The sequence below is a fragment of the Marilutibacter maris genome (assembly GCF_003233695.1).
GTDB classification, from domain to species: domain Bacteria; phylum Pseudomonadota; class Gammaproteobacteria; order Xanthomonadales; family Xanthomonadaceae; genus Marilutibacter; species Marilutibacter maris.
On record NZ_CP029843.1, the window covers coordinates 1,581,974 to 1,605,628 of the forward strand.

The window sequence follows — 23,655 nt, forward strand, 5'->3', positions numbered from 1 at the left end:
GCCCCTGGGGCCGGGCCGGCCTGCCGCAACCGTGACCGCTGGCGCTTGTGGCGGTGGGCACAGTCCCCATTAATCGGAAGATTGAACTTTTCCCCGACAGGGGTGTCCCATTGTTCGGCCGATGCGTATCGATGCATGTTGCCGAGCTGACAGGAGTGCCGGCGCGGCATGGCCGAAAACAAACTTGCTCAAGACACTGCCCAAGGGCAGGACACGGTGCTCGACCAGGAGCTGGTCAGGCGTGTCCAGCAGGGCGACAGCACGGCCTTCGATGCCCTGGTGCGCAAGTACCAGCACCGGATCGTCGGGCTGATCGGGCGCTACATCCCCGACTGGAGCGAGTGCCAGGACGTGGCCCAGGAAGCGTTCATGCGCGCCTATCGCGCGCTGCCGAATTTCCGGGGCGACGCCCAGTTCTATACCTGGTTGCACCGGATCGCCGTGAATACTGCCAAGAACCATCTCGTCGCACAGAACCGCCGCCCGCCGACCGACGACGTCGACGCGGCCGATGCCGAGCAGTTCGACGGCGGTATCCGCCTGCGCGACACCGACACCCCCGAACACGAACTGATGCGGCAGGAGATCGAACGCACCGTGATGCAGACGGTCGACGCCCTGCCCGAGGAGCTCAGGACCGCGATCACGCTGCGCGAGGTCGAGGGGCTGAGCTACGAGGAGATCGCCCGGCAGATGGAGTGTCCGATCGGCACCGTGCGTTCGCGGATCTTCCGCGCCCGCGAAGCGATCGACGCGCAGTTGCGTCCGCTGCTGGACAACCGCCCCGAACGCGAACCCACCCACTGACATGGCCCGCATGCACAACGCTCCGACCGATCCCCCGATGACACCCGGTGGCGAAGACCGGGAAGCCCTGTCGGCCCTGTTCGACGGCGAACTGGAGTCCGATGCCGCCCGCTTCGCGCAGCGCCGGCTGCTCCACGACGGCCAGTGGCGCGATGCCTGCGGGCGCTGGCAGCTTGCCGGCGACGTGCTGCGTCGGCGTGCCGACGCGGTGGCGCCGATCCGTTTTGCCGACCGCGTCGCCCGTGCGCTGGCCGACGAGGCCGCTGCCGGCCAGGCGGTGGCTTCGTCCGCCGCCCCGGCGTCGCGGCGTTCCCGGCGTCGCTGGGTCCCGGGCGCCGCGCTGGCGGCATCGGTCGCGGTCGCCGCGCTGTTCGTCGCCCGTCCATTGAGCAATCCCGACGCGCCCGACGCCCAACCCGCGGCGCCGTCGCAGGTCGCCGCGGCGGTGCCGGCGACGGTCGACGACACCGGCGACGGGGTCGAGAGCTCCGCCGCGGCCGGCGCTGCTGTGGCCGCCGCCGCGGTGGCGGTGGCCGAAGTGCCGCGACGCAGCGGTGAGCGTCCTTCGCGCGGCCAGAGCCAACGGGCGGCTGTACGGGCGACGCGTCGCGAGGCGCCTGCCACCACCGCCCTGGCGAACGAGACCGCGACCGCGATGAGCGCGCCCGCTTACGCGGCGGCCGGCGAGTTGGACGGTCGCGCGCCGGCGCGCGACCCGTTCCAGCCCGGGGGGGGCGCCGACGATGGCGCCGCCAAGCCCTGGCCGCGCGCGGTGCTTCCGGGCTACGGCGCCCCGAGCGGCTATACGGTCGGATACGGCGAGCCGATACCGGTCACCCCATCGTTCTATCCGTTCGAACCGCGTCTGCCCGAGGAGCAGGACGCAGCGCCGAGCGTGGAGTCGCCGCCCGGCGGCTGAGCGCCGGCGACACGCCGCGACCGCGATTGCGACGATTCCGGCCCCGGCGGGGCGGAGTGGTCTCCCGGCCAGCGCCTTGCGGTCGCACCCGGGCGCCGCGTCCGGACCGCAGCATCGATTCACGAACCCGACACCCATCCCCCTGAGGAGGCCGATTCCATGAGCCGACCGCTTCGTGCTCTCGCTTTGTCCGGACTGATCGCCGCGGCGCTGCCCGTGGCCTGCACCGCCCAGCCGCCGGCCGATACCGGCTCGGCGCAGACCTCGACCATCGCGCCGCCGCCGGCGAGCGCGCCGGCGCAACCGCTGGTGACCGGGCTGCCCGACTTCACCGCGCTGGTGCAGCGGGTCGGACCGGCGGTGGTCAATGTCAGTGCCGAGATCGCCCCGCGCCGCGTCGCCCGCGGGCAGGCGCCCGGCCAGGACCAGATTCCCGAGTTCTTCCGCCGCTTCTTCGGCGACCAGTTTCCGACTCCCGGTGGTCCGGGCCAGCCGGGGCCGGGCGGCCCGCGCGGCGGCGGCACCTCGCTGGGGACCGGCTTCCTGATCTCGGACGACGGTTATCTGCTGACCAACCACCACGTCGTCGATGGCGCCGACAAGGTCACCGTGCGGCTGTCCGACCGGCGCGAGATGGAGGCCGAGGTGGTCGGCAGCGACGAGCAGTACGACGTCGCCCTGCTCAAGATCGATGCCAAGGGGCTGCCGTTCCTGCGCGCGGCCAATGCCGGCCTGACCAAGCCCGGCCAGTGGGTGGTCGCGATCGGTTCGCCGTTCGGGCTCGACCATTCGGTCACCGCCGGCATCGTCAGCGCGGTCGGTCGCAGCAATCCGTATTCCGGCCAGCAGTACGTGCCGTTCATCCAGAGCGACGTGGCGATCAACCGCGGCAACTCCGGCGGCCCGCTGCTGAACACCAGCGGCGAAGTGATCGGCATCAATTCGCAGATCTTCTCCAATTCCGGCGGCTACATGGGCGTGAGCTTCGCGATCCCGATCGACCTGGCGATGAACGCGGCCGAACAGCTGAAGGAGACCGGCTCGGTGCGGCGCGGCCTGCTCGGCGTGCAGGTGCAGGCGATCGATGCCGAGACCGCGCGCGGCTTCGGGCTGCAGAACACCAGCGGCGCGCTGGTGTCGGTGGTCAGCCCCGGCAGCGCCGCCGACAAGGCGGGCATGGAGGTCGGTGACGTGATCCGCAGCGTCGATGGCCGTCCGGTCAATACCTCGGCCGACCTGCCGCCGCTGATCGGCGCCAAGGCCCCGGGCACCCGGGTGCGCCTGGGCGTCGTGCGGGATGGCAACAAGCGCGATGTCGAGGTCGTGCTCGGCGCGCTGGAAGGCGAGGTCGCCAGTGCCGCGCCGACCGGCCCGGACGAGGACGGCGGTGCGCAGGCCTCCTCCGGCAACCCGCTGGGCCTGACCGTGCAGGCGCCCAGCGCCGCCCAGCGCCGCCAGCTCGGCCTGGAGGCCGGCGAGGGCGTGCTGGTCACCGCCGTCGGCGACGGCGCCGCCCGCGAGGCGGGGCTGCGCCAGGGCGACGTGGTGATGGCGGTGGGGCGCAAGGCGGTCGGTTCGCCGGCGGCCCTGGACCGGGAGCTGGCCGGTGTCGGCGCCGGCGATACCGTGATGCTGCTGGTGCGCCGCGGCGGCGGCACCCAATTCGTCGCCATCACCCTGGACGAGGCGCGCTGAGCGGGCGCCGGCCCGTTCCAGCGGGCCGGCGGGCTCGATGAATAGCGGCCCCATGCGGCGCGGTCGGCCAGGACCGCCGTGCCCGTGGGGCGTCGCCGCTGTGCGATAATCTCCCGTTAACCCGGCGCGCGGCCCCTCGCGCGACCCCTCGAGCCCAATGCAGGCCCGGACGCGCAGCTCCGGGCGGATCCGAATCGCCCGCATGCAGCAGATCAGAAACTTCTCCATCATCGCCCACGTCGACCACGGCAAGTCGACCCTGGCCGACCGCATCATCCAGTTGTGCGGAGGCCTGACCGCGCGCGAGATGGAAGCCCAGGTGCTCGACAACAACCCGATCGAGCGCGAACGCGGCATCACCATCAAGTCGCAGTCGGTGTCGCTGCCGTACACCGCCCGCGACGGCCAGACCTACTACCTCAACTTCATCGACACCCCCGGCCACGTCGACTTCAGCTACGAGGTCAGCCGTTCGCTGGCCGCCTGCGAGGGCGCGCTGCTGGTCGTCGACGCCGCCCAGGGCGTGGAGGCGCAGTCGGTCGCCAACTGCTACACCGCGGTCGAACAGGGCCTGGAAGTGGTGCCGGTCCTCAACAAGATCGACCTGCCGACCGCCGATCCGGAGCGGGCCAAGGCCGAGATCGAGGCGGTGATCGGCATCGACGCTTCCGACGCGGTCGCGGTCAGCGCCAAGACCGGCCTCAATGTCGAGGAGGTGCTGGAGGCGATCGTCCACCGCATTCCGCCGCCGAAGCCGCGCGACACCGACAAGCTGCAGGCGCTGATCATCGACTCCTGGTTCGACAACTACCTGGGCGTGGTGATGCTGGTGCGGGTGATGCAGGGCGAGATCAAGCCCGGCGACAAGCTGACCGTGATGTCGACCGGTCGCAGCCACCAGGTCGACAACGTCGGCGTGTTCACCCCCAAGCGCAAGGAGCTGACCCGGCTCGGCGCCGGCGAGGTGGGCTGGGTCAATGCCAGCATCAAGGACGTGCACGGTGCGCCGGTGGGCGACACCCTGACCCTGAGCGCGGACCCGGCGCCCAAGCCGTTGCCGGGCTTCCAGGAAATGCAGCCGCGCGTGTTCGCCGGCCTGTTCCCGGTCGATGCCGAGGACTATCCGGACCTGCGCGAGGCGCTGGAGAAGCTGCGCCTGAACGACGCCGCGCTGCGGTTCGAGCCGGAAAGCTCGGAGGCGATGGGCTTCGGCTTCCGCTGCGGCTTCCTCGGCATGCTGCACATGGAGATCGTGCAGGAGCGCCTGGAGCGCGAGTACGACCTCAACCTGATCACCACCGCGCCGACCGTGGTCTACGAGGTGCTCAAGACCGACGGCACCGTGGTGCCGATGGACAATCCGGCCAAGCTGCCGCCGGTGAACCAGGTCGAGGAGGTCCGCGAGCCGGTCATCCGCGCCAACATCCTGACCCCGCCGGACTACATCGGCGGAATCATCACCCTGTGCGAAGAGAAGCGCGGCAGCCAGATCGGCATCACCTACATGGGCAGCCAGGTGCAGATCAGCTACGAGCTGCCGATGGGCGAGGTGGTGCTCGACTTCTTCGACCGGCTGAAGTCGGTCAGCCGCGGCTACGCCTCGCTGGATTACCACTTCCTGCGCTTCGACGCCGGCCCGTTCGTGCGCGTCGACATCCTGATCAACGGCGACAAGGTCGACGCGCTCAGCATCATCTGCCACCGCAGCCACGCCGACCGCCGCGGCCGGGAACTTTGCGAGCGGATGAAGGATCTGATTCCGCGGCAGATGTTCGATGTCGCGATCCAGGCGGCGATCGGTTCCCAGATCATCGCCCGCACCACGGTCAAGGCAATGCGCAAGAACGTGCTGGCCAAGTGCTACGGTGGCGACATCACCCGCAAGAAGAAGCTTCTCGAAAAGCAGAAGGAAGGCAAGAAGCGGATGAAGCAGGTGGGACGGGTCGAGATTCCGCAGGAGGCCTTCCTCGCGGTGCTGCAGACCGACAACAAGTAGACGAGGGGTTGGCCCGCCGGTCGAAGGGGCGGGTCGGTCACGATGGGGCGGCGATCTTCCGGCACTGGTGGCGGGCTGGCGTCCGTCCTTCACTTCACCGGGTCCGATTCCGGAATATGACCTGAGGAGCAGGCATGCGTTGGTTCGAAATCGCCCTGGTGGCGCTGACATTCGTCTCGGGTTTCATCTGGCTGCTGGACAAGCTGTTCCTGGCCAAGCGCCGGGTCGCCCAGGCCACCCTGCTCGATGACGAGGGCGATCCCTGGTACGTCGACTACTCCAAGGCGTTCTTCCCGGTGCTGCTGGTGGTGCTGATCCTGCGCAGCTTCGTCGCCGAGCCGTTCCGGATTCCGTCCAACTCGATGATGCCGACCCTGCTGACCGGCGACTTCATCCTGGTCAACAAGTTCACCTACGGGCTGCGCCTGCCGATCAGCAACCAGAAGGTCGTGGCGCTGGGCGAACCGGCGCGCGGCGACGTGGTCGTGTTCCGTCCGCCGCATCACCCCGATCAGGACTGGATCAAGCGGATCGTCGGCCTGCCCGGCGACACCGTCGCCTACCGCGACAACACCGTGTACCTCAACGGCCAGCCGATGCAGTACCAGGCGATCGGCATCTACGAGGGCAAGGGCAACGGCCGCGAGATGACCGGATCGGAGGAACTGAGCGAGAATCTGGGCGGTCGCGAGCACCGGATCCTGGAGCGCATCAGCCTGCCGTACGCCGATCAGGGCGAGGGCGAGTGGGTGGTTCCGCCCGGGCACTATTTCGTAATGGGCGACAATCGTGATAATAGCGAGGACAGTCGCTTCTGGCAGACGCACTTTCTGCCGGAGGAGAACCTCCGCGGCAAGGCGTTCCTGATCTGGATGAACATCGACGGTGGGGTCGACTGGTCGCGGATCGGGTCGCGGATCGACTGAGGCCCGACCGGGCCGGGGACTGGAAGCCGACCGATTGGCCGGTCCGGGCAACGGCGCTGAACGGATTGATCGCGTCCAAAGAGCAATGGGGAGAACCGCATGAACCGCACGAAACGTACCCAAGGTGGCATGACCCTGATCAGCTTCATCATCGTCCTGGCGGTGGTGGGCGTATTCGTCTACATGGGCATGAAGCTGATCCCGATGTATTCGGAGTATTACGCGGTCAAGCGCGCGCTGTCGGAACTGTCGACCGATCCGGCCGCCGCCAATGCCGAGCCGGCCAAGATCCGCGACCTGTTCTTCCGGCGCCTGTACGTCAGCTACTCCGACAACGTGAAGAAGGAAGACCTGAAGATCGAGCGCCGCGACGCCGGCTACGTGCTTTCGGTCGATTACGAAGTCCGCAAGCAGTTGATCGGCAATCTGGACGTCGTGGGCCGCTTCGAGGCGAGCCAGGAAATGCGCCGCGGCGGCGGTCTCGACTGACCGGTTTGAGTGGGCGGATCTCCCATCGGTTCTCCGACCCGGGCCTGCTTCGGCAGGCCCTGACCCATCGTAGTGCCGGCGCTCCGCACTACGAGCGCCTGGAGTTCCTGGGCGATGCGCTGGTCAATCTGTTCGTGGCCGAGGCGCTGTTCCTGCGCTGGCCGCAGGTCGACGAGGGTGCGCTGACCCGGGCCCGCGCCGAACTGGTGCGCGAGTCCTCGCTGGCGGCGATCGCCCGCGAGCTCGACCTCGGAGCGCAGCTGACCCTGGGCCCGGGCGAAATGAAGTCGGGTGGCCACCGACGCGATTCGATCCTGGCCGATGCGGTCGAGGCGGTGGTCGCGGCGATCTACCTCGACGCTGGCTTCGAGACCTGCCGGGAGACGGTGCTGCCCTGGTTCGAGCCGGCGATGGCGGCGATGCCGCCGCCGCACAAGGTCGGCAAGGACGCCAAGACCCGGCTGCAGGAGTGGCTGCAGGGTCGGCAGAAGCCGCTCCCCGTCTATGCCCTGCTGGCCGAGAGCGGCGAGGAGCACGCCAAGCATTTCCACGTCAGTTGCACCCTGGCCGATCCGCCGCTGCGGACCGAGGGCGAGGGCAGTTCGCGACGCGGCGCCGAGCAGGCCGCCGCCGATGCGGCGTTGGCAGGCTTGAAGGCCGGCTGAGAACCGAGGGCCGGCGCGCGCCGGACACGCTCGTAGCAGCGGCGCAAGCCCTGGGGCCCCTCCGCCAAGTACAATCCCTGCATGAGCACTTCCAATTTCCGTGCCGGGCACGTCGCCGTGATCGGCCGCCCGAACGTCGGCAAGTCGACCCTGACCAATGCCCTGGTCGGGGCCAAGGTCAGCATCGTCTCCAATCGGCCGCAGACCACCCGCCATCGCCTGCTCGGCATCGCGACCTTTCCGGCCGGGCAACTGGTGCTGGTCGACACGCCGGGCCTGCATCGCGACCAGGGCAAGGCCACCGCGTCGGCGATGCACCGCTGGATGAACCGGGCCGCGCGCGGCGCTCTGGAAGGGGTCGACGCGGCGATGCTGGTGGTTCGCGCCGGGCAGTGGGACGAGGCCGACGGCTTCGCCTACGAGGCCCTGCGCTCGGCCGGGCTGCCGGTCGTGCTGGTGGTCAACCAGGTCGATCGGCTCAAGGACAAGAGCGCCTTGCTGCCGTATCTGGCCCAGATCAGCGAGGGCCGGGACTTCGCCGGCGTGCACCCGATCTCGGCGCTCAAGCGCAACGGGCTGGAGGCGCTGGTCGACACCCTGCTGGCGTTGATGCCGGAGCAGCCGGCGATCTACGGCGAGGACGAGATCACCGACAAGAGCCAGCGCTTCCTGGCCGGCGAGATGGTGCGTGAGCAGTTGATGCGCCAGCTCGGCAAGGAGTTGCCGTATGCGACCACGGTCGAGATCGAGCGCTTCGAGGTCGAGGAGTCTGCCAAGTCGGGGCCGCTGCTGCGGATCGGTGCGGTGATCTGGGTCGAGCGCGATGGCCAGAAGGCGATCGTGATCGGCAAGGGCGGCGAGCGGCTGCGCGAAATCGGCGCCAAGGCCCGGCAGCACATGGAACGCCTGTTCGGTGCCCGGGTGTTCCTGGAAACCTGGGTGCGGGTGCGCCAGGGCTGGTCCGACGACGAGGCGGCGCTGCGGGCGTTCGGCTACCACGACTGAGCGATGTCGCCATGCGCCTGACCGCAGAGCCCGCGTTCGTCCTGCATGCGCGGCCCTGGCGCGAGACCAGCCTGCTGGTCGAGGTGCTCAGCGCCGGACATGGCCGGGTCGGACTGCTTGCGCGTGGTGTGCACGGGGCGCGACGCCATCCCCTGCGTGCGGCGCTGCAGCCGTTGCAGTCGATACGTTTCGATGCGGTCTGGCGCGGCGAGCTGGCGCGCCTGACCGGTGCCGAGGCGGTCGACGTCGCGCCGCGGCTGTCGGGCGAGGCGGCGATGTCGGCGTTCTACCTCAACGAGCTGACCCTGCGGTTGTCGCCGCGGCAGGTGCCGCAGCCGGAGCTGTTCGCGGCCTATGCGCTCGCGCGCGAGCGCCTGCGCGACGGCGATCCGCTCGGCTGGACGCTGCGCCGCTTCGAGCGCGATCTGCTGGAGGCGCTCGGCGTCGGTTTCGACCTGCGTTTCGATGGCGACGGCGAGCCGATCGATCCCGCCGCGCGCTATCGGCTCGACCCCGAACACGGGCCGCGCCGACTGCTGCTGGATCGCGGACAGGCCGACCGGGCCGGCGCCGCGACCGGTCGCGCGCTGATCGCGCTGGGCGAGGACCGCTTGCCGGAAGGCGCCGATCTGGCTTCGCTGCGACGGCCGATCCGCGAGGTGCTGGCCCACCATCTCGGTCCACGCGGGCTGAAGTCCTGGGAGATGCTCGCGGCCCTGGCCGGTGTGGTGCGGGCGCCGCCCGACGCTCAGGCGATGCCGGAGCGGGACCGCTCGTAGTTGCCGTGCCCGCGGCCGGACTGCTCCGGCCCGGAAGGCGCCTGCGAGGCCAGGGTTTCGTTCGCGGCACGGGTGAAGCGCTCCAGGCTCTGCGGCAGGTCGGGCATGTGCTGCAGCGCTTCCACCGCATCGGCCAGGCGGGTGGCGCCGACGAAACCGCAGGCGGCGCGCAGCCGGTGCAGTTCGCCGTGGGCGTCCTCAGCCTGCGTGTTCCAGCCGGAAACGATCAGGTCGCGTACCCGCTCCAGGTCGCCCAGAAACATCCGCCGCAGCGTGACCACGTGTTCGTGGTTGCCGTTGAGGGCGCGGTCCGCGGCGCGGTCGTCCCAGACCGGCAGGGCGTCGTTGACGCGCTCGTGGACCGGTTGATCGCCCGGTTGCGGATCGCATGCCCGCAACGCGGTCAGTATCTGCGTCCGCAGCTCGGCCGCGGAAAGCGGCTTGACCAGCACCTGCTCGAATCCGGCCGCCAGCAATTGCGCCTGTTCCGCGGTCGAGGTCGATGCGGTGTGCGCGATCGCCCGGGTGCGCAGTCCCTGCGCACGCAGTCGGCTCAGCAGGCCGATACCGGTACCGTCGGGAAGGCGGGAGTCGAACAGCCACAGCGAGTGGCGACGGTCCTGCGCGAGCGATAGCGCGGTGCCGCTGCAATCGGCGGTCTCGACGACGGCATTGAGCGGCTTGAGGGCGGCCTTGAAGAAGGCGAGGCTGGTCGCGTCGTCTTCGACCAGAAGGATGCGCGGCGGCGCGGAATCCGTGTTCTTGATCATCAGCAACGTCCGTGTGCGGGAAGGGAAGCCTGCGAGGCCGGCACACATGAATCGACCGGTGCGTGATTCATCGGTGCGCCTGCTCGACCCGTGTGGCGTTCACCGGAACCAGGCGCAGCCCCGGTATGCTGCCGGCCATGTCGCCGACGATGTTAGCCCGCTTTCTGAGCGCAACGGTACTGCTCGCTTTGTGCATGCCGGGTGAGGGGGTGGCGCGTGCGCTGGTCCTCAAGGCGGAACGGATCGATACCGCGGTGGCGACGCTGGAAGGCGTGCGGGTGCGCGTCGACTGGCCGCCGCGGGCAGACGCGGGCGAACTGGAAGTGCGGGCCCGTCGCGTCTTCGCGCCGGAACTGGGATACCGGTTCGAGGCGGTGAGTTGGCGCTGCGCGCTGCGGCGCGACGACAACGACGGCTGGCGCTGCGAGGGCCGCGTCGACAGTCGCGGGCATGCGTCGGCGCACTTGTCGCTGGCCCTGGATACGGTGAGTACCGATGCAGAGCTGGCACAGGCGGATGCCCGGCTGACGTTGCGCAGAAATGCGGCGAGTCCGGACATCACCGACATCGATCTGCGGCGGGTGCCGGTGGCATGGGTGCAGGCGCTGGTGTCCCGGGCCTGGCCGGACGGGCGCCTGGGTGGGGGCGTGATCGATGCCGGACTCAGGATCGATGCGCCGGCCGATCGGCCGTTGCGGGTGTCGGGACCGCTGCAGCTGGCGGCGCTGTCGCTGGATACCGCCGATGGCAGTATCGCTGCCGAAGGCGTCCGCGCCCGGGTCGATCTCGACGCCCGCTTCGGTGCCGCGCCGCGCATCGAGGCCGGCGGCCATCTGGACGGTGGCGAGCTGTTGTTCGGCACCACCTACATCGCGCTGGGGCGCCGCCGCGCCGCGCTGGAACTGGTTGCCGAGCAGGACGCGGACGGCGGCTGGCGGCTGCCGCACTGGCGCTGGGACGACGGCGGCGTCGTACAGGCGCAGGGTTCGGCCGATGTGGCCGGTGACGCCAGTCTGCGCGGTCTGCATGCTCGTTTCCGCAGCGACGATCTGCGCCGGTTCGGCGAGGCTTATCTGAGCGGTTGGCTCGGCATGGCCGGATTGGCGGAGTTGCAGCTGGCAGGGCGCGCCGAGGGTGAGGTGACGATCGACGACGGCGCGCTCGCCGAGGCGTCGGTCGCGCTGGCCGGCAACGATGGCGAGGGTGCCGCGATCGACGATCCGAAGGGGCGCTTCGCCTTCGCCGGCCTGCGTGGCGATATCCGCTATTCCGCCGCCGCAGAGGTGGGCAGCGAGCTACGTTGGAACGGCGGCGAACTGTACGGACTGCACTTCGGCGCCGCGCGACTGCCGTTCCTCAGCAGCGAGGGCGCGCTGCGGATGCCGGCCACCTCGATGCCGATGCTCGGCGGCGAGGTTCGCTTCGATCACTTGCAGATCCGTCCGCCGACGGCGGGACAGGGCCTGGACGTGCGCTTCGGACTGGGCCTGGACAGCCTGGACATCGGCCAACTCAGCGCCGCACTGGAGTGGCCGGCGTTCACCGGCGCGCTGAGCGGACGCATTCCGATGGCGCGTTATGCCGACGATCGCCTCGACTTCGAGGGCGGCCTCGACATGCAATTGTTCGAGGGCCGGGTCGCGGTCTCCGAGCTGTCGATGGAGCGTCCATTCGGCGTCGCGCCGACCCTGACCGCCGACATCGCGATGGATGGCCTCGACCTGGAAGCGCTGACCGGGGTGTTCGGTTTCGGCAGCATCACCGGGCGATTGCACGGCCGCATCGACGGCCTGCGCCTGGTCGACTGGGCGCCGGTCGCGTTCGACGCCGAACTGCATACCGAGAAGACTCGGGGCGTGCGCCAGCGGATCAGTCAACGTGCGGTGCAGGATCTGTCCAGCGTCGGCGACGCGTCGTTCGTGACCAGTCTGCAGGGCCAGTTGATCGGCCTGTTCGACGATTTCGGCTACGCGCGCATCGGCATCGCCTGCAGACTGGCCGACGAAGTCTGCGAGATGGACGGGCTGGGTTCAGCCGGGCGCGGCTTTATTGTCGTCCAGGGCTCGGGCATTCCGCGCCTGAGCGTGGTCGGATACAACCGGCGTGTACACTGGCCGACGCTGGTCGAACGCCTGGGCGCCATCGGCAGCGGCGATGTCGCGCCGGTGGTGGAATGACCGGGATCGCGGGCGCGGTCCGCCGGCCGGGGAACGGGTCAGGTAACGCAACTGTCAGGAGAGTGAGCATGCGTCGTTGGTTGGGTCTTCCGGTAGCGGCCGTGATGTTGACGGCCTGCGTCACCATCAATGTCTATTTCCCCGCCGCCGAGGCGCGCGAGGCGGCCGAGGAGTTCGTCGAGAAGGTCATCGGCGACGATGCCGCGATGCCGGAGCCGGCGCCGGATGCGCAGGGCGGGCAGAGCGCGGCATTGCCGGGCGCTTCGATGCCGGTATCGGTCGCGTCGATGCTCGCGCGGGTCGATCGGGTCGACTGGTGGGCGCTGGCGGGCGTGGGCAGCGCGCAGGCCCAGGGCCAGCCGGACATCACCATCAAGACGCCGGCGATCCAGGCGATCCAGGCGCGGATGGCGTCGCGTTTCGATTCGCAGCTGCGGGCGGGCTTCGATGCCGGCGCGCTGGGCTTCGCCGCCGACGGCACCATCGTCGTGCGCGACGCCTCCAAGCTGCCGCTGAAGGATCGGGTCGCGATCAATCAGGCGGTCGCCGACGACAACCGCGATCGCAAGGCGGTCTACCGCGAGGTCGCGGTGGCCAACGGCCATCCGGAGTGGGAGTCGCAGATCCGCGATGTGTTCGCGCGCCAATGGATCGCCAGCGCCCGCAAGGGCTGGTGGTACCAGAGTGGCGGCAGCTGGCGGCAGAAGTAGGCCCCGACCAGCCCCCGCCCCACGAGACGGCCCGCTTTTGGCGGGCCGTTGCCGTTTCCGCCGCTGCCGTCCCCGGTCGCGCCCGCTGCGGACAGGTCCGCCGCGCGCGTATCTGCGACAATGCGCGGCCCGCCAGCCTGACCGCCAGCCCGTGGCCCGACTCGACCGAACTCCCTTCGAAGCAGAAATCACCGACCTGACCCACGACGGACGCGGCGTGGCCCGCGGCGAGGACGGCAAGGCCGTGTTCGTGGCCGGCGCCCTGCCGGGCGAACGGGTGGTCGCCAGCCGGGTCCGCCGCCACCGCCACTTCGACGAGGCGCAGACCCTGGAAGTCCTCCAGGCCGCGCCCGAGCGGGTGCAGCCGCGCTGTCCGCATTTCGGCACCTGCGGCGGCTGCGCGTTGCAGCACTACGCCGAGGACCGCCAGATCCTGGCCAAGGCGCGGGTGCTGCGCGAGAACCTGGAGCGGATCGGCCACGTGACCCCGGAGCGCTGGCTGGAGCCGCTGACCGACGCCGCCTGGGGCTACCGCCGCAAGGGCCGGCTGTCGGTGCGCCGGGTCGAGAAGAAGGACAAGACCCTGGTCGGTTTCCGCGAGACCGATCCGCGCTTCGTCGCCGACCTGCGCGAATGCCACACCGTGATTCCCGAGATCGGGACCAAGCTGGAAGCGCTGTCCGCCCTGGTCGACGGGCTGGAGGCGCGCCGTGAAATTCCGCAGATCGAGTTCATCGCCGGCGACGGCGAGGCCGGCCTGGATGGGACCGGCAAGAGCCGGGTCGCGCTGACCTTCCGCCACCTGGCGCCGTTGTCGGAGGGCGACCGGGCGGCACTGGCCGCGTTCGCGAAAGCGCACGACTTCATCATCTTCCTGCAACCCGGCGGCGTCGACAGCGTGCATCCGCTGGCGCTGGAGGGCGCGTCTTTGGAGGGTGGGTCCTCCGAGCCGCAGCCGCTGTCGTTCCGGTTGCAGGACTGGGACATCGAACTGAAGTTCCGGCCGCTGGACTTCATCCAGGTCAACGCCGGGCTCAACCGCAAGATGATCCGCCACGCCTTCGACCTGCTCGATCCGCAGCCGGGCGAGCGCGTGCTCGACCTGTTCGCCGGCCTGGGCAATTTCACCCTGCCGCTGGCCCGCCAGGTGCGCGAGGTGGTCGGCGTCGAGGGCGAGGCCGGCCTGGTCCGGCGCGCCCGCGAGAATGCCGAACACAATGGCCTGGACAACGCGCGCTTCTTCGCCGCCGACCTGGCCAAGGACCTGTCCGCCGAACCGTGGATGCGCGAGGGCTTCGACAAGCTGCTGCTCGATCCGCCGCGCTCGGGCGCGGACTTCGTGTTGTCGGTATTGCCGCTGAAACAGTTCAGCCGCATCGTCTACGTCAGCTGCCATCCGGCCTCGCTGGCGCGCGACGCCGGGTATCTGGTCAACGAGAAGGGCTGGAAGCTGAAGGCGGCGGGCGTGATGGACATGTTCCCGCACACCGCCCATGTGGAGTCGATCGCGCTGTTCGAGCCATGAGGGCGGGGCGCGGGCGGCGATGAGGCTCGACTTCGCGATTGCGTATCCTCGCCATCCTTGCCCCGCGCGTTCCGCATCCACATCCCGGTCCGCGCCCACGCGCGACCCAACGGACACCCCTCCATGCCCCTAGAAATCGAACGCAAGTTCCTGGTCACCGCCGATGGCTGGCGCGATGCCGCGCACACGATCGTGCCGATGGCCCAGGGCTATCTCAACGACCTGGCGGCGATGGACGCCGGCGACGGCACCCGGGCGGCGATGAAGGCATCGGTGCGCGTGCGCATCGCCGGCGACGCCGCCTACCTCAACCTGAAGTCGCGCGAACTCGGGCATACCCGCCAGGAGTTCGACTATCCGATCCCTGTCGCCGATGCGCACCAGTTGCTGACCCTGTGCGTCGGCGGGCGCATCGAGAAGCGCCGCCACCTGGTCGCCGTCGGCGCGCATACCTGGGAGGTCGACGAGTTTCTCGGCGAAAACGCCGGCCTGGTGGTGGCCGAGATCGAACTCGACGATGCCGGAGAGGTTTTCGAGCGCCCCGACTGGCTGGGACGCGAGGTGACCGACGCGGTGCGTTACTACAATCTGGCGTTGGCGACGCGGCCGTACTCGCAATGGAGCGAGGCCGAGCGCGCCGGAACGCTGGACTGATGGAGGTTGTCGAATGCTGCTGATCGGTGTCGCCGGACTGGAACTGCAAGCGCACGAGCGCGAATGGCTGCAGCACGATGCCTGCGCCGGCGTGGTGCTGTTTGCGCGCAATTTCGCCTCGCAGGCGCAGGTGACCGAACTGGCGGCGGCGATTCGCGAGGGCGCGCCGCGCCCGCAGCTGATCTGCGTCGATCAGGAAGGCGGACGCGTGCAGCGCTTTCGCGACGGCTATGCGGCCCTGCCGCCGCTGGAGGTGTTCGGCCGTCTGCATGGCGAGGACCGCGATGCCGCGTTGGCGCTGGCCCGCGAGCACGCCTGGCTGATGGCCAGCGAGGTCCGCGCCAGCGGTGTCGACATCAGCTTCGCGCCGGTGGTCGATCTGGGGCGGGGCAATCGCGCGATCGGCAACCGCGCGTTCTCGGCCGACCCGGTCATCGTCTCCGATTTCGCCCGCGCCTATGTGCGGGGCATGCACGAGGCGGGGATGGCGGCGACGCTGAAGCACTTCCCCGGCCACGGTTCGGTGGCCGAGGACACCCACTTCGAGGCGGCCAGCGATCCGCGCACGCTGGCGCAGATCCACGCCCTGGACCTGGTCCCGTTCGCTGCCGGCATCGCCGCCGGCGCCGAGGCGGTGATGATGGCGCACGTGCGCTATCCGCAGGTCGATGCCGAGCCGGCCGGCTACTCGCGGCACTGGATCCAGAGCGTCCTGCGCGGCGACACCGCGACCGGTGGGCTGGGCTTCGAAGGCGTGGTGTTCAGCGACGACATCGGCATGAAGGCGGCCGACGCCGCCGGCGGTGTCGGCACCCGCGTCGATGCGCATCTGGACGCCGGTTGCGACGCGGTCCTGGTCTGCCATCCGGAACTGGTCGAGGATGCGCTCGCCGCGGTCCGCGACCGCCGTTTCGATATCTCCAGGCTGGCGGCGCTGGCCGGGCGCGACGCGCCCGGTTGGGACGCGCTGCTGGCCGACACCCGATACAGTGACAGCCGCAGCCGGCTGGAGGACATCAGTTGATGAGTGGACGCGATCTGGCCTGGGCCCTGGACAATGCCGACGTCGTCGTCGGCCAGGACGAACTGGAGGCATCGGTGGTGCGCATGGCCGATGCGATCCGTGCCGACTACGACGAGGCGCCGGTATTCCTGACCATCATGCACGGCGGCCTGCCATTCGCCGCGCGGCTGGCGATGGAGCTGGGCGCGCGCGGTCTCGACCTGACGTTCGACTATCTGCACGCGACCCGTTACCGCGGCGAGACCCGCGGTTCCGACCTGGTCTGGAAGCATCGCCCGGCGACATCGCTGGCCGGACGCCGGGTGCTGCTGGTCGACGACATTCTGGACGAGGGGCACACCCTGGCCGAGATCATCCAGTGGTGCCGCAGCGAGGGCGCCGGCGACGTGCACGTGGCGGTGCTCGCGGTCAAGCGCCACGACCGCTGCGTGCCCGGCATCCGCGCCGACTACGTCGGTGTCGAGGTGCCGGACCGCTACGTGTTCGGTTACGGCATGGACTTCCACGAACAGGGCCGCAACCTGCCGGCCATCTACGCACTGAAGGACTGAACGTGGGCACGACCGACAGCGCAATCGATCTGGCCGTGATCGGCGGCACCGGGGTGTACCGGTTGGCGGCCCTGCAGGATGTCGAGAGCCATGAGCTTGAAACCGGTTACGGGCGCCCGTCCGGACCGGTGCGGGTCGGCGCCCTGCACGGCCGTCGGGTCGCCTTTCTGGCCCGGCATGGCGAAGGTCATTCGGTGCCGCCGCACCTGATCAACTACCGCGCCAACCTGGCCGCGCTGCAGACGCTGGGCGCCCGGCGCGTGCTCGCGCTGAATACCGTCGGCGGCATCGGCGAGCGTTTCGGTCCGCGCGTGCTGGCCTGTCCGGACCAGTTGATCGACTACACCTGGGGACGGGTGTCGACCCTGTGCGAAGGCGAGCCCTGGGCGAGTTCCGGCGGCGAGGTGCTGCACGTGGATTTCGGCGAGCCCTATACCCGCACGCTGCGCACGGCGGTGATCGAAGCCGCGCGCGATGCCGGCGTCGCCCTGGTCGATGGCGGCTGCTACGGCGCCACCCAGGGGCCGCGCCTGGAGACGCGCGCGGAGATCGTGCGGATGCGTCGCGACGGTTGCGACCTGGTCGGCATGACCGGAATGCCCGAGGCGGGACTGGCCCGCGAGCTGGGGTTGGACTACGCGTGTCTGGCGATCGTCGCCAACTGGGCGGCCGGCGCGGGCCCCGATCCCGACGAGGTGATCACCCTGCAGGACGTGCTGGACAACGTCGCGGTCGCATCGGCGGGTCTGCCGGCGCTGCTGGCGGCATTGCTGGAGCACTGAGCGGCAGTTCGGTTTTCTTGCGACTTCGTCGGCGGCCGGGATCGGCACGATCAGCGTCCGTCGATGCAGCGATGCGATGCATGCGCGAATGGATGAACGTCAGCGTTCGTGCGCCGTTCGACACGCGCGAGCTGTGTAGAAAATGTGAAGGACGTACACAGGCGATCTTGCAGTTGTCAAGCGCTCGTTCAGTTTGCATACTCGGGTCTGTGTCGCGCGCGGTTCGCGCGGGCGCACCCATCGCATCCAGCATGAGGTCATCAAGGACATGCAGTACGGTACCGTCAAGTGGTTCAACGACGCCAAGGGATTTGGCTTCATTTCACCCGAGGATGGCAGTGCGGACGTTTTCGTCCATTTCTCGGCGATCAATGCCAAGGGCTTCCGCAGTCTGCAGGAAGGGCAGCGCGTCAGCTATCAGCTGACCCAGGGTCCGAAGGGCGCCCAGGCCTCCGAAGTGACGATCGCAGCCGAGGCGTGACCCTTACAGGATTCAAGATTTCCCGGCCCCGCTTCGGCGGGGCTTTTTTATGGCGGGGCTTTTGCGGAGCGATGATCCGCGGCGATGAGGGCATCGCAAGCGCGAACGATATGCCGGTTCGCGAAGCGCCTAGAATCGAAGCACACCGCTGAAAGGAGTCGAGGATGTCCGCGTTCGTGCCGTCTGCCGCAGGTGGGCTTGGGAGCCACCGGGTCGAGAATCATCTCGTACAGAACCAGCCCCCCGAGTTCGCGCCGCGCGATCTGTGGAACGACGATGTCGTGTTGCGCGAGTCGCTGGCGCGCGAGGGAGGGCAGGCATGGACCGCGCAGGTCTCGGCGTATGGCGCGCTGGCCGGCGACGCGCTGTATGCGCTGGGCTTCGACGCCCATCGCGACCGTCCGCGACTGCGCAGCCACGATCGTTTCGGCCATCGCATCGATGTGGTCGAGTTCCATCCGAACTACCACCAGGTCATGCGCAGTGCGATCGAGCATGGCGTCGCCGGACTGTCGTGGCGGGAAGGCCGCGAGGGCAGCCATGTCGCGCGCGCGGCGCTGAGCTACCTGCATCACCAGGTCGAGCCTGGCAGCAGTTGCCCGTTGACGATGACCCATGCCGCGGTGCCGGTGCTGCGGCAGGCGCCGGCGCTGGCCGAGTGGGCGGACAAGGCCGCCGCGCCGCACTACGACCCGCGCAACGTGCCGATCGCCGACAAGCGCGGCGTCACCCTGGGCATGGGCATGACCGAGAAGCAGGGCGGCAGCGACGTGCGCAGCAACACGACCGCCGCCACGCCACTGTCCGCCGATCGGCAGTCGGGCGACGAGTACAGCCTGGTCGGGCACAAGTGGTTCTTCTCCGCGCCGATGTCCGACGGGTTCCTGGTGCTGGCGCAGGCGCCGGGCGGCTTGAGTTGTTTCCTGATGCCGCGCTGGCGCCCGGATGGCAGCCGCAACGCGTTTCGGATCATGCGCCTGAAGGACAAGCTCGGCGACTGGTCGAACGCGTCCTCCGAGGTCGAGTTCGACGGGGCCTGGGCGCATCGCGTCGGCGAGGAAGGGCGCGGGGTGCCGACGATCATCCAGATGGTGATGCTGACCCGGCTGGACTGCATGCTCGGTTCCAGCGCCGAGATGCGGATGGCGCTGGCGCAGGCCATCCACCATGCGCGGCATCGCAGCACCTTCGGCAAACGCCTGGTCGAGCACGCCCTGATGCGCAATGTGCTCGCCGATCTGGCGATCGAATCCGAGGCCGCGCTGGTGCTGTCGATGCGGGTCGCGCGCGCGGTCGACGCCGCCGACCGCGATGCCGGCGAGGCGGCGTTCGCGCGGGTGGCGACCGCGATCGGCAAGTACTGGATATGCAAGCGCGCGCCGGCCTTCGTCAACGAGGCGCAGGAATGCCTTGGCGGCGCCGGCTATGTCGAGGAGTCGATGCTGCCGAGGCTGTACCGGCAGGCGCCGCTCAACTCGATCTGGGAGGGCAGCGGCAACATCCAGTGCCTGGACGTGCTGCGCGCGCTCGCGCGCGAGCCGGAGTGCGTGGCGGCATTGCAGCAGGAGCTGTCGGAGGCCGACGGCATCCCGGAGACCTTCATCGCCGGGCTGGCGGATGCGATGTCGCGGATCGAGGAGGGCGGCGCGCGGTTGCTGGTGGAGCGGTTGGCGCTGGGGCTGCAGGCCGCGGCGTTGCTGCGGGCGGACAGCCCGCTGGCGGAGGCCTTCGTGCGCAGCCGTCTGCAAGGCGGGCATGGCCTCGCCTTCGGCACGCTGCCGGGCGACATCGATTTCGAGACGGCGATCGCCCGCACGCTGCCGTAGCCACCGTTGTGATCGAGGTTGGATACCCAAACGACTCACGAGCTCTTGTAGGAGCGGCGTGAGCCGCGAGGGCTTTAGTGGGAAGGCCCTATCGCGGCTTACGCCGCTCCTACGGGGGGAGACGATATCCGGCTGCGCCCGGATATCTCCCAAGGTTTGCTATGCAAATCGTGGGCCCCGCCGTTGCGCTTCCATACCCCCATGCGTGCCTACGGCACGAATCGCCCCCTGACTCAGGGGGGAACGATATCCGGCTGCGCCCGGATATCTCCCAAAGTTTGCTGCGCAAACCTTGGGCCCCACCGATGCGCTTCCACACCCCCATGCGTGCCTGCGGCACGAATCGCCCCCTGATTCAGGGGGGAACGATATCCGGCTGCGCCTGGATATCTCCCAAAGTTTGCTTCGCAAACCTTGGGCCCCGCCGTTGCGCTTCCACACCCCCATTCGTGCCTGCGGCACGAATCGCCCCCTGACTCAGGGGGGAACGATATCCGGCTGCGCCCGGATATCTCCCAAAGTTTGCTGCGCAAACCTTGGGCCCCACCGTTGCGCCTCCACACCCCCATTCGCATCTGCGATGCGAATCGCCCCCTGACTCAGGGGGGAACGATATCCGGCTGCGCCCGGATATCTCCCAAAATTTGCTTCGCAAACCTTGGGCCCCGCCGTTGCGCTTCCACACCCCCATTCGCATCTGCGATGCGAATCGCCCCCTGACTCAGGGGGCCGGGGCCATGCTGTATCGCATTTCGTAGGAGCGGCGTGAGCCGCGATGGGTTTGCCCATGAACCGCGCCGCTGCCGGCGCCGGTGTTCAGCGCTCCGGCGGCAGTGCCCGCGCGCCGGTCACGATCATCCGCACCATCGTCGACAGCTCTTCGACCAGCTCCGGATCCTTTTCCGGCGGCAGGTCCATCGCGGTCGCGCCGACCGCGAACACCAGGCGGGTGATCGCCTTGGCCGCCAGCGCCGGCTCGTGCAGGGTCGCGTGGTCGAGCCGGGCCAGGCGGATCAGGTCCAGTCGCAGTTCCTCCTCGAAGAACTGCAGCTCGCGGTCGACCGCCTGTTTGAACGCGTCCGAGCCGACCGTGCCTTCGCGCAGCAGCACGTGCAGCAGCTTGTCGTCGGCACGCAACTGCTCCATGAACGCCTCGACCGAACTGCGGATCACGCTGCGCTTGCCCCCGGCGACGCGCTGGCGCGCCTCGCCGATGATGTGCCGCAACGAACGTCCGGCCAGATCGATCAGCGCCACCGCCAGCTCGTCCATGTCGCGGAACTGGCGGTAGAAACTGTTGGGGGCGATGCCGGCCTCGCGGGCGACCTCGCGCAGGCTCAGGGTCGAGACGCTGCGGTGGGGGCCGATCAGCTTCAGCGCCGCGGCCAGGATGTCCTCGCGCGAGATCGACGGCTTGCGGCCCGGGCCGTGATCCTCCGGCGCGGCACTGGCGGAGAGGTTGGCGTCGGCGGCGTTGTTGGCGGGAGCGATGGTCACGGTAGGGAGTATGACGAGTCTGAACGGCCTGCGGGGAAGGTGATCATCGTTCTGTAATTAATATACGGTTGTATATACGTGCGTCCATACGCTGGTATAGTCACCGCCATGAATGCACGTGTCCGCCCGTCGCGACGTCGACCCAGACCCCGTCTCAAACGCTTGTTGTCGCCCTTCGTTGCGCCGCAAGTCTTTGATTTCTGGTCCTCAAGGCTGCATCCGCTGTGGACCTGGGAGCGCCCGTTGGCGCAATTGGTCGAGCGCCGCCGCGAGTCCGTCGACGCGGTGACCCTGCTGCTGCGTCCGAACCGGCACTGGGCCGGGTTCCGCCCCGGCCAGCACCTCAACCTCGGGGTCGAGGTCGACGGTGCCCGCGTCACCCGCAGCTACAGCCTGTCCGAGCCGCCGCGCGGCGACGGCCTGATCGCGGTCACGGTCAAGGCGATGCCCGGCGGCAAGGTCAGCCCGCGCCTGTTCGACGGTCTGGAGGTCGGCGACATCGTCGAGCTTGGCCAGGCGTTTGGCGGGATGGTGCTGCCGCGGACCGTTTCCGGAGCGTGGCTGTTCCTCGCCGCCGGCAGCGGCATCACACCGTTGATGGCGATGCTGCGCGCACTGGCGGAGCAGGGCATGCCGACGCCGTTGACCCTGTGCTACTGGGCTCGCCGTCGCGACGAGCTGTGTTTCGTCGACGAACTGCGGCGGCTGGCGGCCGTGCATGCGAACTTCGATCTGCACCTGCTGCTGACCCGCGAGGCGGCCGCTGCCGACGATGAGCACGAAGGTCGCATCGACGATCGCCTGTCGACGCTGATTCCCGATCTCGATGCGCGCCAGGTGATGGCCTGCGGTCCCGGTGGCTTCGTCGAGACCGCGCGCGCCCTGTTGGCCGGACGCGTGCGCGGTTTCCAGGCCGAGGCGTTCACCGCGCCGGAAGCGCCGGTGGTCGACGAGGGCGAGGTCGACGTGACCCTGGCCCGCAGCGGCCGGGTGCTGACGGTGCCGCGCGGACAGCCGCTGCTGTCGGCGCTGGAGGCGCAGGGCGTGCGCCCGCCGTCGGGCTGCCGGATGGGCATCTGCAACACCTGCGCCTGCGGCAAGTCCGCCGGCAGCGTGCGCCACCTGCCCAGTGGCGACCTCGATCACGAGCACAACCAGGCGCTGAAGCTTTGCATCCACAGCGCCGCCACCGATCTGACCCTCGACCTGTGAAGAAGGCCGAATCCCGAATGAGCAAGACCGCCCGCAAACCTTTCAAAAGTCGCCCGCTGAGCATCGCCGAGATGGACGCCTTCGGCGCCGAGCTCGACGCGCTGCGTGCCCGCACCGTCGCCAGCCTCGGCGCGCGCGACGCGCGCTACATCCGCAACATCGTCAAGGCGGTGCGTTATACCGAGGTCGCTGGTCGCGGCCTGCTGTTCCTCGGCGCTTTCGTCCACAGCGTGCTGTTGCCCGCCTGGATCGCCGGCGTGCTGTTGCTGGCGTTGTCGAAGATCCTGGAGAACATGGAGCTGGGCCACAACGTCATCCACGGCCAGTACGACTGGATGGGCGACCCGCAGCTCAACGGCAAGACCTACGAATGGGACATCGTCGGCACCGCCGAGGCCTGGCGCAAGACCCACAATTTCCGCCATCACACCTACACCAACGTGCGCGGGCTGGACGACGACATCGGCTACGGCCTGCTGCGGATCTTCCCGGAGCAGAAGTGGCAGCCGTTCTTCCTGCTGCAGCCGATCATCGCGCCGGTGTTCGCGCTGTTGTTCGAATGGGGCGTGGCGATCCAGGACCTCAAACTCGGCCGCTGGGTGCAGGGCAAGATGAGCGGCTCGCAGCTGTGGCGCAAGTTCCGCCCGGTCGGCCGCAAGATCGCTCGCCAGGCACTGAAGGACTACGTGGTGTTCCCGGCCCTGGCCGGACCGTTCTTCCTGCCGGTGCTGCTGGGCAACGTGGTCGCGAACCTGATCCGCAACGTCTGGACCTACGTGATCATCTTCTGCGGTCACTTCACCGCCGATGCGGAGACCTTCCCGCGCGAAGTGATCAAGAACGAATCGCGCGGGCACTGGTATCTGCGCCAGCTGCGCGGCTCGTCGAACATCTCCGGCGGCGCGGTGATCGACGTGCTGTCGGGCAACCTCAGCCACCAGATCGAACACCACTTCTACCCGGACATCCCGGCCAACCGCTACGCCGGGATGGCGGTCGAGGTGCGCGAGATATGCGCGCGCTACGGTCAGCACTACAACACCGGTTCGCTGCCGAAGCAGTTCGGCCAGGTCACCTGGCGGATCCTGCGCCACGCCTTCCCGAGCCGCCCGCGCCGCGGCGCGGCGTTGGCGGCCGGCGCCTGAATCCGCTGGCCGTGCCGGGC

Annotated in this window: 22 protein-coding genes; 20 read left to right on the forward strand and 2 right to left on the reverse strand. The window is 69.2% G+C overall.

Annotated features, from left to right (window positions below):
• The first annotated feature begins 168 nt into the window (after positions 1-168).
• The 9 genes from rpoE to recO all read left to right on the forward strand — a co-directional run bounded on the left by rpoE (position 169) and on the right by recO (position 9,281).
• Complete coding sequence (rpoE, locus tag C9I47_RS07010) at positions 169-807, forward strand: RNA polymerase sigma factor RpoE (protein WP_111266103.1); 639 nt, start codon at positions 169-171, stop codon at positions 805-807.
• Between the two features lie 37 nt (positions 808-844).
• Positions 845-1,726, forward strand: coding sequence for a sigma-E factor negative regulatory protein (locus C9I47_RS07015; protein WP_190238625.1), 882 nt, complete (start codon positions 845-847; stop codon positions 1,724-1,726).
• Positions 1,727-1,885: 159 nt separating this feature from the next.
• On the forward strand, positions 1,886-3,421 hold the full coding sequence (locus C9I47_RS07020; protein WP_111266105.1) for a Do family serine endopeptidase: 1,536 nt from the start codon (positions 1,886-1,888) through the stop codon (positions 3,419-3,421).
• A gap of 202 nt (positions 3,422-3,623) precedes the next feature.
• Positions 3,624-5,417: a translation elongation factor 4 gene (lepA, locus tag C9I47_RS07025; protein ID WP_111266106.1), complete on the forward strand. Its 1,794-nt coding sequence runs from the start codon at positions 3,624-3,626 to the stop codon at positions 5,415-5,417.
• A 134-nt stretch (positions 5,418-5,551) separates the two neighbouring features.
• Positions 5,552-6,343, forward strand: a complete 792-nt coding sequence (gene lepB / locus C9I47_RS07030) for a signal peptidase I (protein ID WP_111266107.1) — start codon at positions 5,552-5,554, stop codon at positions 6,341-6,343.
• Positions 6,344-6,442: 99 nt separating this feature from the next.
• A complete protein-coding gene (locus tag C9I47_RS07035) occupies positions 6,443-6,832 on the forward strand; it encodes a DUF4845 domain-containing protein (RefSeq protein ID WP_111266108.1) in 390 nt (129 codons plus the stop codon).
• A gap of 5 nt (positions 6,833-6,837) precedes the next feature.
• Positions 6,838-7,497: a ribonuclease III gene (gene rnc, locus C9I47_RS07040; RefSeq protein ID WP_407067507.1), complete on the forward strand. Its 660-nt coding sequence runs from the start codon at positions 6,838-6,840 to the stop codon at positions 7,495-7,497.
• A gap of 81 nt (positions 7,498-7,578) precedes the next feature.
• Positions 7,579-8,502 carry a GTPase Era gene (gene era / locus C9I47_RS07045; protein ID WP_111266109.1) on the forward strand — a complete coding sequence of 308 codons (924 nt, stop codon included), beginning with the start codon at positions 7,579-7,581 and terminating at the stop codon, positions 8,500-8,502.
• Between the two features lie 11 nt (positions 8,503-8,513).
• Positions 8,514-9,281 (forward strand): DNA repair protein RecO, encoded by a 768-nt coding sequence (gene recO / locus C9I47_RS07050; RefSeq protein ID WP_111266110.1) that lies wholly within the window; start codon positions 8,514-8,516, stop codon positions 9,279-9,281.
• Here recO and C9I47_RS07055 read toward each other — a convergent pair.
• Positions 9,251-10,051, reverse strand: coding sequence for a response regulator (locus C9I47_RS07055; protein ID WP_111268014.1), 801 nt, complete (start codon positions 10,049-10,051; stop codon positions 9,251-9,253). The genes recO and C9I47_RS07055 overlap by 31 nt on opposite strands.
• Before the next feature lie 125 nt (positions 10,052-10,176).
• Here C9I47_RS07055 and C9I47_RS07060 point away from each other — a divergent pair, with 125 nt between their 5' ends.
• The 9 genes from C9I47_RS07060 to C9I47_RS07100 all read left to right on the forward strand — a co-directional run bounded on the left by C9I47_RS07060 (position 10,177) and on the right by C9I47_RS07100 (position 19,781).
• Positions 10,177-12,228: a translocation/assembly module TamB domain-containing protein gene (locus C9I47_RS07060; RefSeq protein ID WP_145985444.1), complete on the forward strand. Its 2,052-nt coding sequence runs from the start codon at positions 10,177-10,179 to the stop codon at positions 12,226-12,228.
• 68 nt (positions 12,229-12,296) lie between these two features.
• Positions 12,297-12,938, forward strand: coding sequence for a DUF1318 domain-containing protein (locus tag C9I47_RS07065; protein ID WP_111266112.1), 642 nt, complete (start codon positions 12,297-12,299; stop codon positions 12,936-12,938).
• A 151-nt stretch (positions 12,939-13,089) separates the two neighbouring features.
• Positions 13,090-14,463 (forward strand): 23S rRNA (uracil(1939)-C(5))-methyltransferase RlmD, encoded by a 1,374-nt coding sequence (rlmD, locus tag C9I47_RS07070; RefSeq protein ID WP_223250313.1) that lies wholly within the window; start codon positions 13,090-13,092, stop codon positions 14,461-14,463.
• Positions 14,464-14,586: 123 nt separating this feature from the next.
• Positions 14,587-15,117: a CYTH domain-containing protein gene (locus C9I47_RS07075; RefSeq protein WP_111266114.1), complete on the forward strand. Its 531-nt coding sequence runs from the start codon at positions 14,587-14,589 to the stop codon at positions 15,115-15,117.
• Positions 15,118-15,130: 13 nt separating this feature from the next.
• Positions 15,131-16,141 (forward strand): beta-N-acetylhexosaminidase, encoded by a 1,011-nt coding sequence (nagZ, locus tag C9I47_RS07080; RefSeq protein ID WP_111266115.1) that lies wholly within the window; start codon positions 15,131-15,133, stop codon positions 16,139-16,141.
• Positions 16,141-16,692 (forward strand): hypoxanthine-guanine phosphoribosyltransferase, encoded by a 552-nt coding sequence (locus tag C9I47_RS07085; protein ID WP_111266116.1) that lies wholly within the window; start codon positions 16,141-16,143, stop codon positions 16,690-16,692. Before nagZ ends, C9I47_RS07085 begins: the two co-directional genes overlap by 1 nt.
• Positions 16,693-16,694: 2 nt before the next feature.
• On the forward strand, positions 16,695-17,474 hold the full coding sequence (locus C9I47_RS07090) for an S-methyl-5'-thioinosine phosphorylase (protein WP_190238626.1): 780 nt from the start codon (positions 16,695-16,697) through the stop codon (positions 17,472-17,474).
• 268 nt (positions 17,475-17,742) lie between these two features.
• Positions 17,743-17,955 (forward strand): cold-shock protein, encoded by a 213-nt coding sequence (locus C9I47_RS07095; protein ID WP_111266117.1) that lies wholly within the window; start codon positions 17,743-17,745, stop codon positions 17,953-17,955.
• A 164-nt stretch (positions 17,956-18,119) separates the two neighbouring features.
• Positions 18,120-19,781 (forward strand): acyl-CoA dehydrogenase family protein, encoded by a 1,662-nt coding sequence (locus tag C9I47_RS07100; protein WP_111266118.1) that lies wholly within the window; start codon positions 18,120-18,122, stop codon positions 19,779-19,781.
• Between the two features lie 816 nt (positions 19,782-20,597).
• Here the strand turns inward: C9I47_RS07100 and fabR are convergent.
• Complete coding sequence (fabR, locus tag C9I47_RS07105) at positions 20,598-21,188, reverse strand: HTH-type transcriptional repressor FabR (protein ID WP_223250352.1); 591 nt, start codon at positions 21,186-21,188, stop codon at positions 20,598-20,600.
• Positions 21,189-21,386: 198 nt separating this feature from the next.
• Here fabR and C9I47_RS07110 point away from each other — a divergent pair, with 198 nt between their 5' ends.
• Complete coding sequence (locus C9I47_RS07110) at positions 21,387-22,490, forward strand: ferredoxin reductase (RefSeq protein ID WP_111266119.1); 1,104 nt, start codon at positions 21,387-21,389, stop codon at positions 22,488-22,490.
• Between the two features lie 17 nt (positions 22,491-22,507).
• Entirely contained in the window at positions 22,508-23,635 is a 1,128-nt protein-coding gene (locus tag C9I47_RS07115; protein WP_111266120.1) for a fatty acid desaturase family protein, read from the forward strand.
• The last annotated feature ends 20 nt before the right edge of the window (positions 23,636-23,655 follow it).

What these genes read in the sequence shown, in the direction of transcription:
- rpoE (WP_111266103.1), top strand. Translation starts at nt 169, where the DNA reads ATGGCCGAAAACAAACTTGCTCAAGACACTGCCCAAGGGCAGGACACG.
- C9I47_RS07015 (WP_190238625.1), top strand. Translation starts at nt 845, where the DNA reads ATGACACCCGGTGGCGAAGACCGGGAAGCCCTGTCGGCCCTGTTCGAC.
- C9I47_RS07020 (WP_111266105.1), top strand. Translation starts at nt 1,886, where the DNA reads ATGAGCCGACCGCTTCGTGCTCTCGCTTTGTCCGGACTGATCGCCGCG.
- lepA (WP_111266106.1), top strand. Translation starts at nt 3,624, where the DNA reads ATGCAGCAGATCAGAAACTTCTCCATCATCGCCCACGTCGACCACGGC.
- lepB (WP_111266107.1), top strand. Translation starts at nt 5,552, where the DNA reads ATGCGTTGGTTCGAAATCGCCCTGGTGGCGCTGACATTCGTCTCGGGT.
- C9I47_RS07035 (WP_111266108.1), top strand. Translation starts at nt 6,443, where the DNA reads ATGAACCGCACGAAACGTACCCAAGGTGGCATGACCCTGATCAGCTTC.
- era (WP_111266109.1), top strand. Translation starts at nt 7,579, where the DNA reads ATGAGCACTTCCAATTTCCGTGCCGGGCACGTCGCCGTGATCGGCCGC.
- recO (WP_111266110.1), top strand. Translation starts at nt 8,514, where the DNA reads ATGCGCCTGACCGCAGAGCCCGCGTTCGTCCTGCATGCGCGGCCCTGG.
- C9I47_RS07055 (WP_111268014.1), bottom strand. Translation starts at nt 10,051, where the DNA reads ATGATCAAGAACACGGATTCCGCGCCGCCGCGCATCCTTCTGGTCGAA.
- C9I47_RS07060 (WP_145985444.1), top strand. Translation starts at nt 10,177, where the DNA reads ATGCTGCCGGCCATGTCGCCGACGATGTTAGCCCGCTTTCTGAGCGCA.
- C9I47_RS07065 (WP_111266112.1), top strand. Translation starts at nt 12,297, where the DNA reads ATGCGTCGTTGGTTGGGTCTTCCGGTAGCGGCCGTGATGTTGACGGCC.
- C9I47_RS07075 (WP_111266114.1), top strand. Translation starts at nt 14,587, where the DNA reads ATGCCCCTAGAAATCGAACGCAAGTTCCTGGTCACCGCCGATGGCTGG.
- nagZ (WP_111266115.1), top strand. Translation starts at nt 15,131, where the DNA reads ATGCTGCTGATCGGTGTCGCCGGACTGGAACTGCAAGCGCACGAGCGC.
- C9I47_RS07085 (WP_111266116.1), top strand. Translation starts at nt 16,141, where the DNA reads ATGAGTGGACGCGATCTGGCCTGGGCCCTGGACAATGCCGACGTCGTC.
- C9I47_RS07095 (WP_111266117.1), top strand. Translation starts at nt 17,743, where the DNA reads ATGCAGTACGGTACCGTCAAGTGGTTCAACGACGCCAAGGGATTTGGC.
- C9I47_RS07100 (WP_111266118.1), top strand. Translation starts at nt 18,120, where the DNA reads ATGTCCGCGTTCGTGCCGTCTGCCGCAGGTGGGCTTGGGAGCCACCGG.
- C9I47_RS07110 (WP_111266119.1), top strand. Translation starts at nt 21,387, where the DNA reads ATGAATGCACGTGTCCGCCCGTCGCGACGTCGACCCAGACCCCGTCTC.
- C9I47_RS07115 (WP_111266120.1), top strand. Translation starts at nt 22,508, where the DNA reads ATGAGCAAGACCGCCCGCAAACCTTTCAAAAGTCGCCCGCTGAGCATC.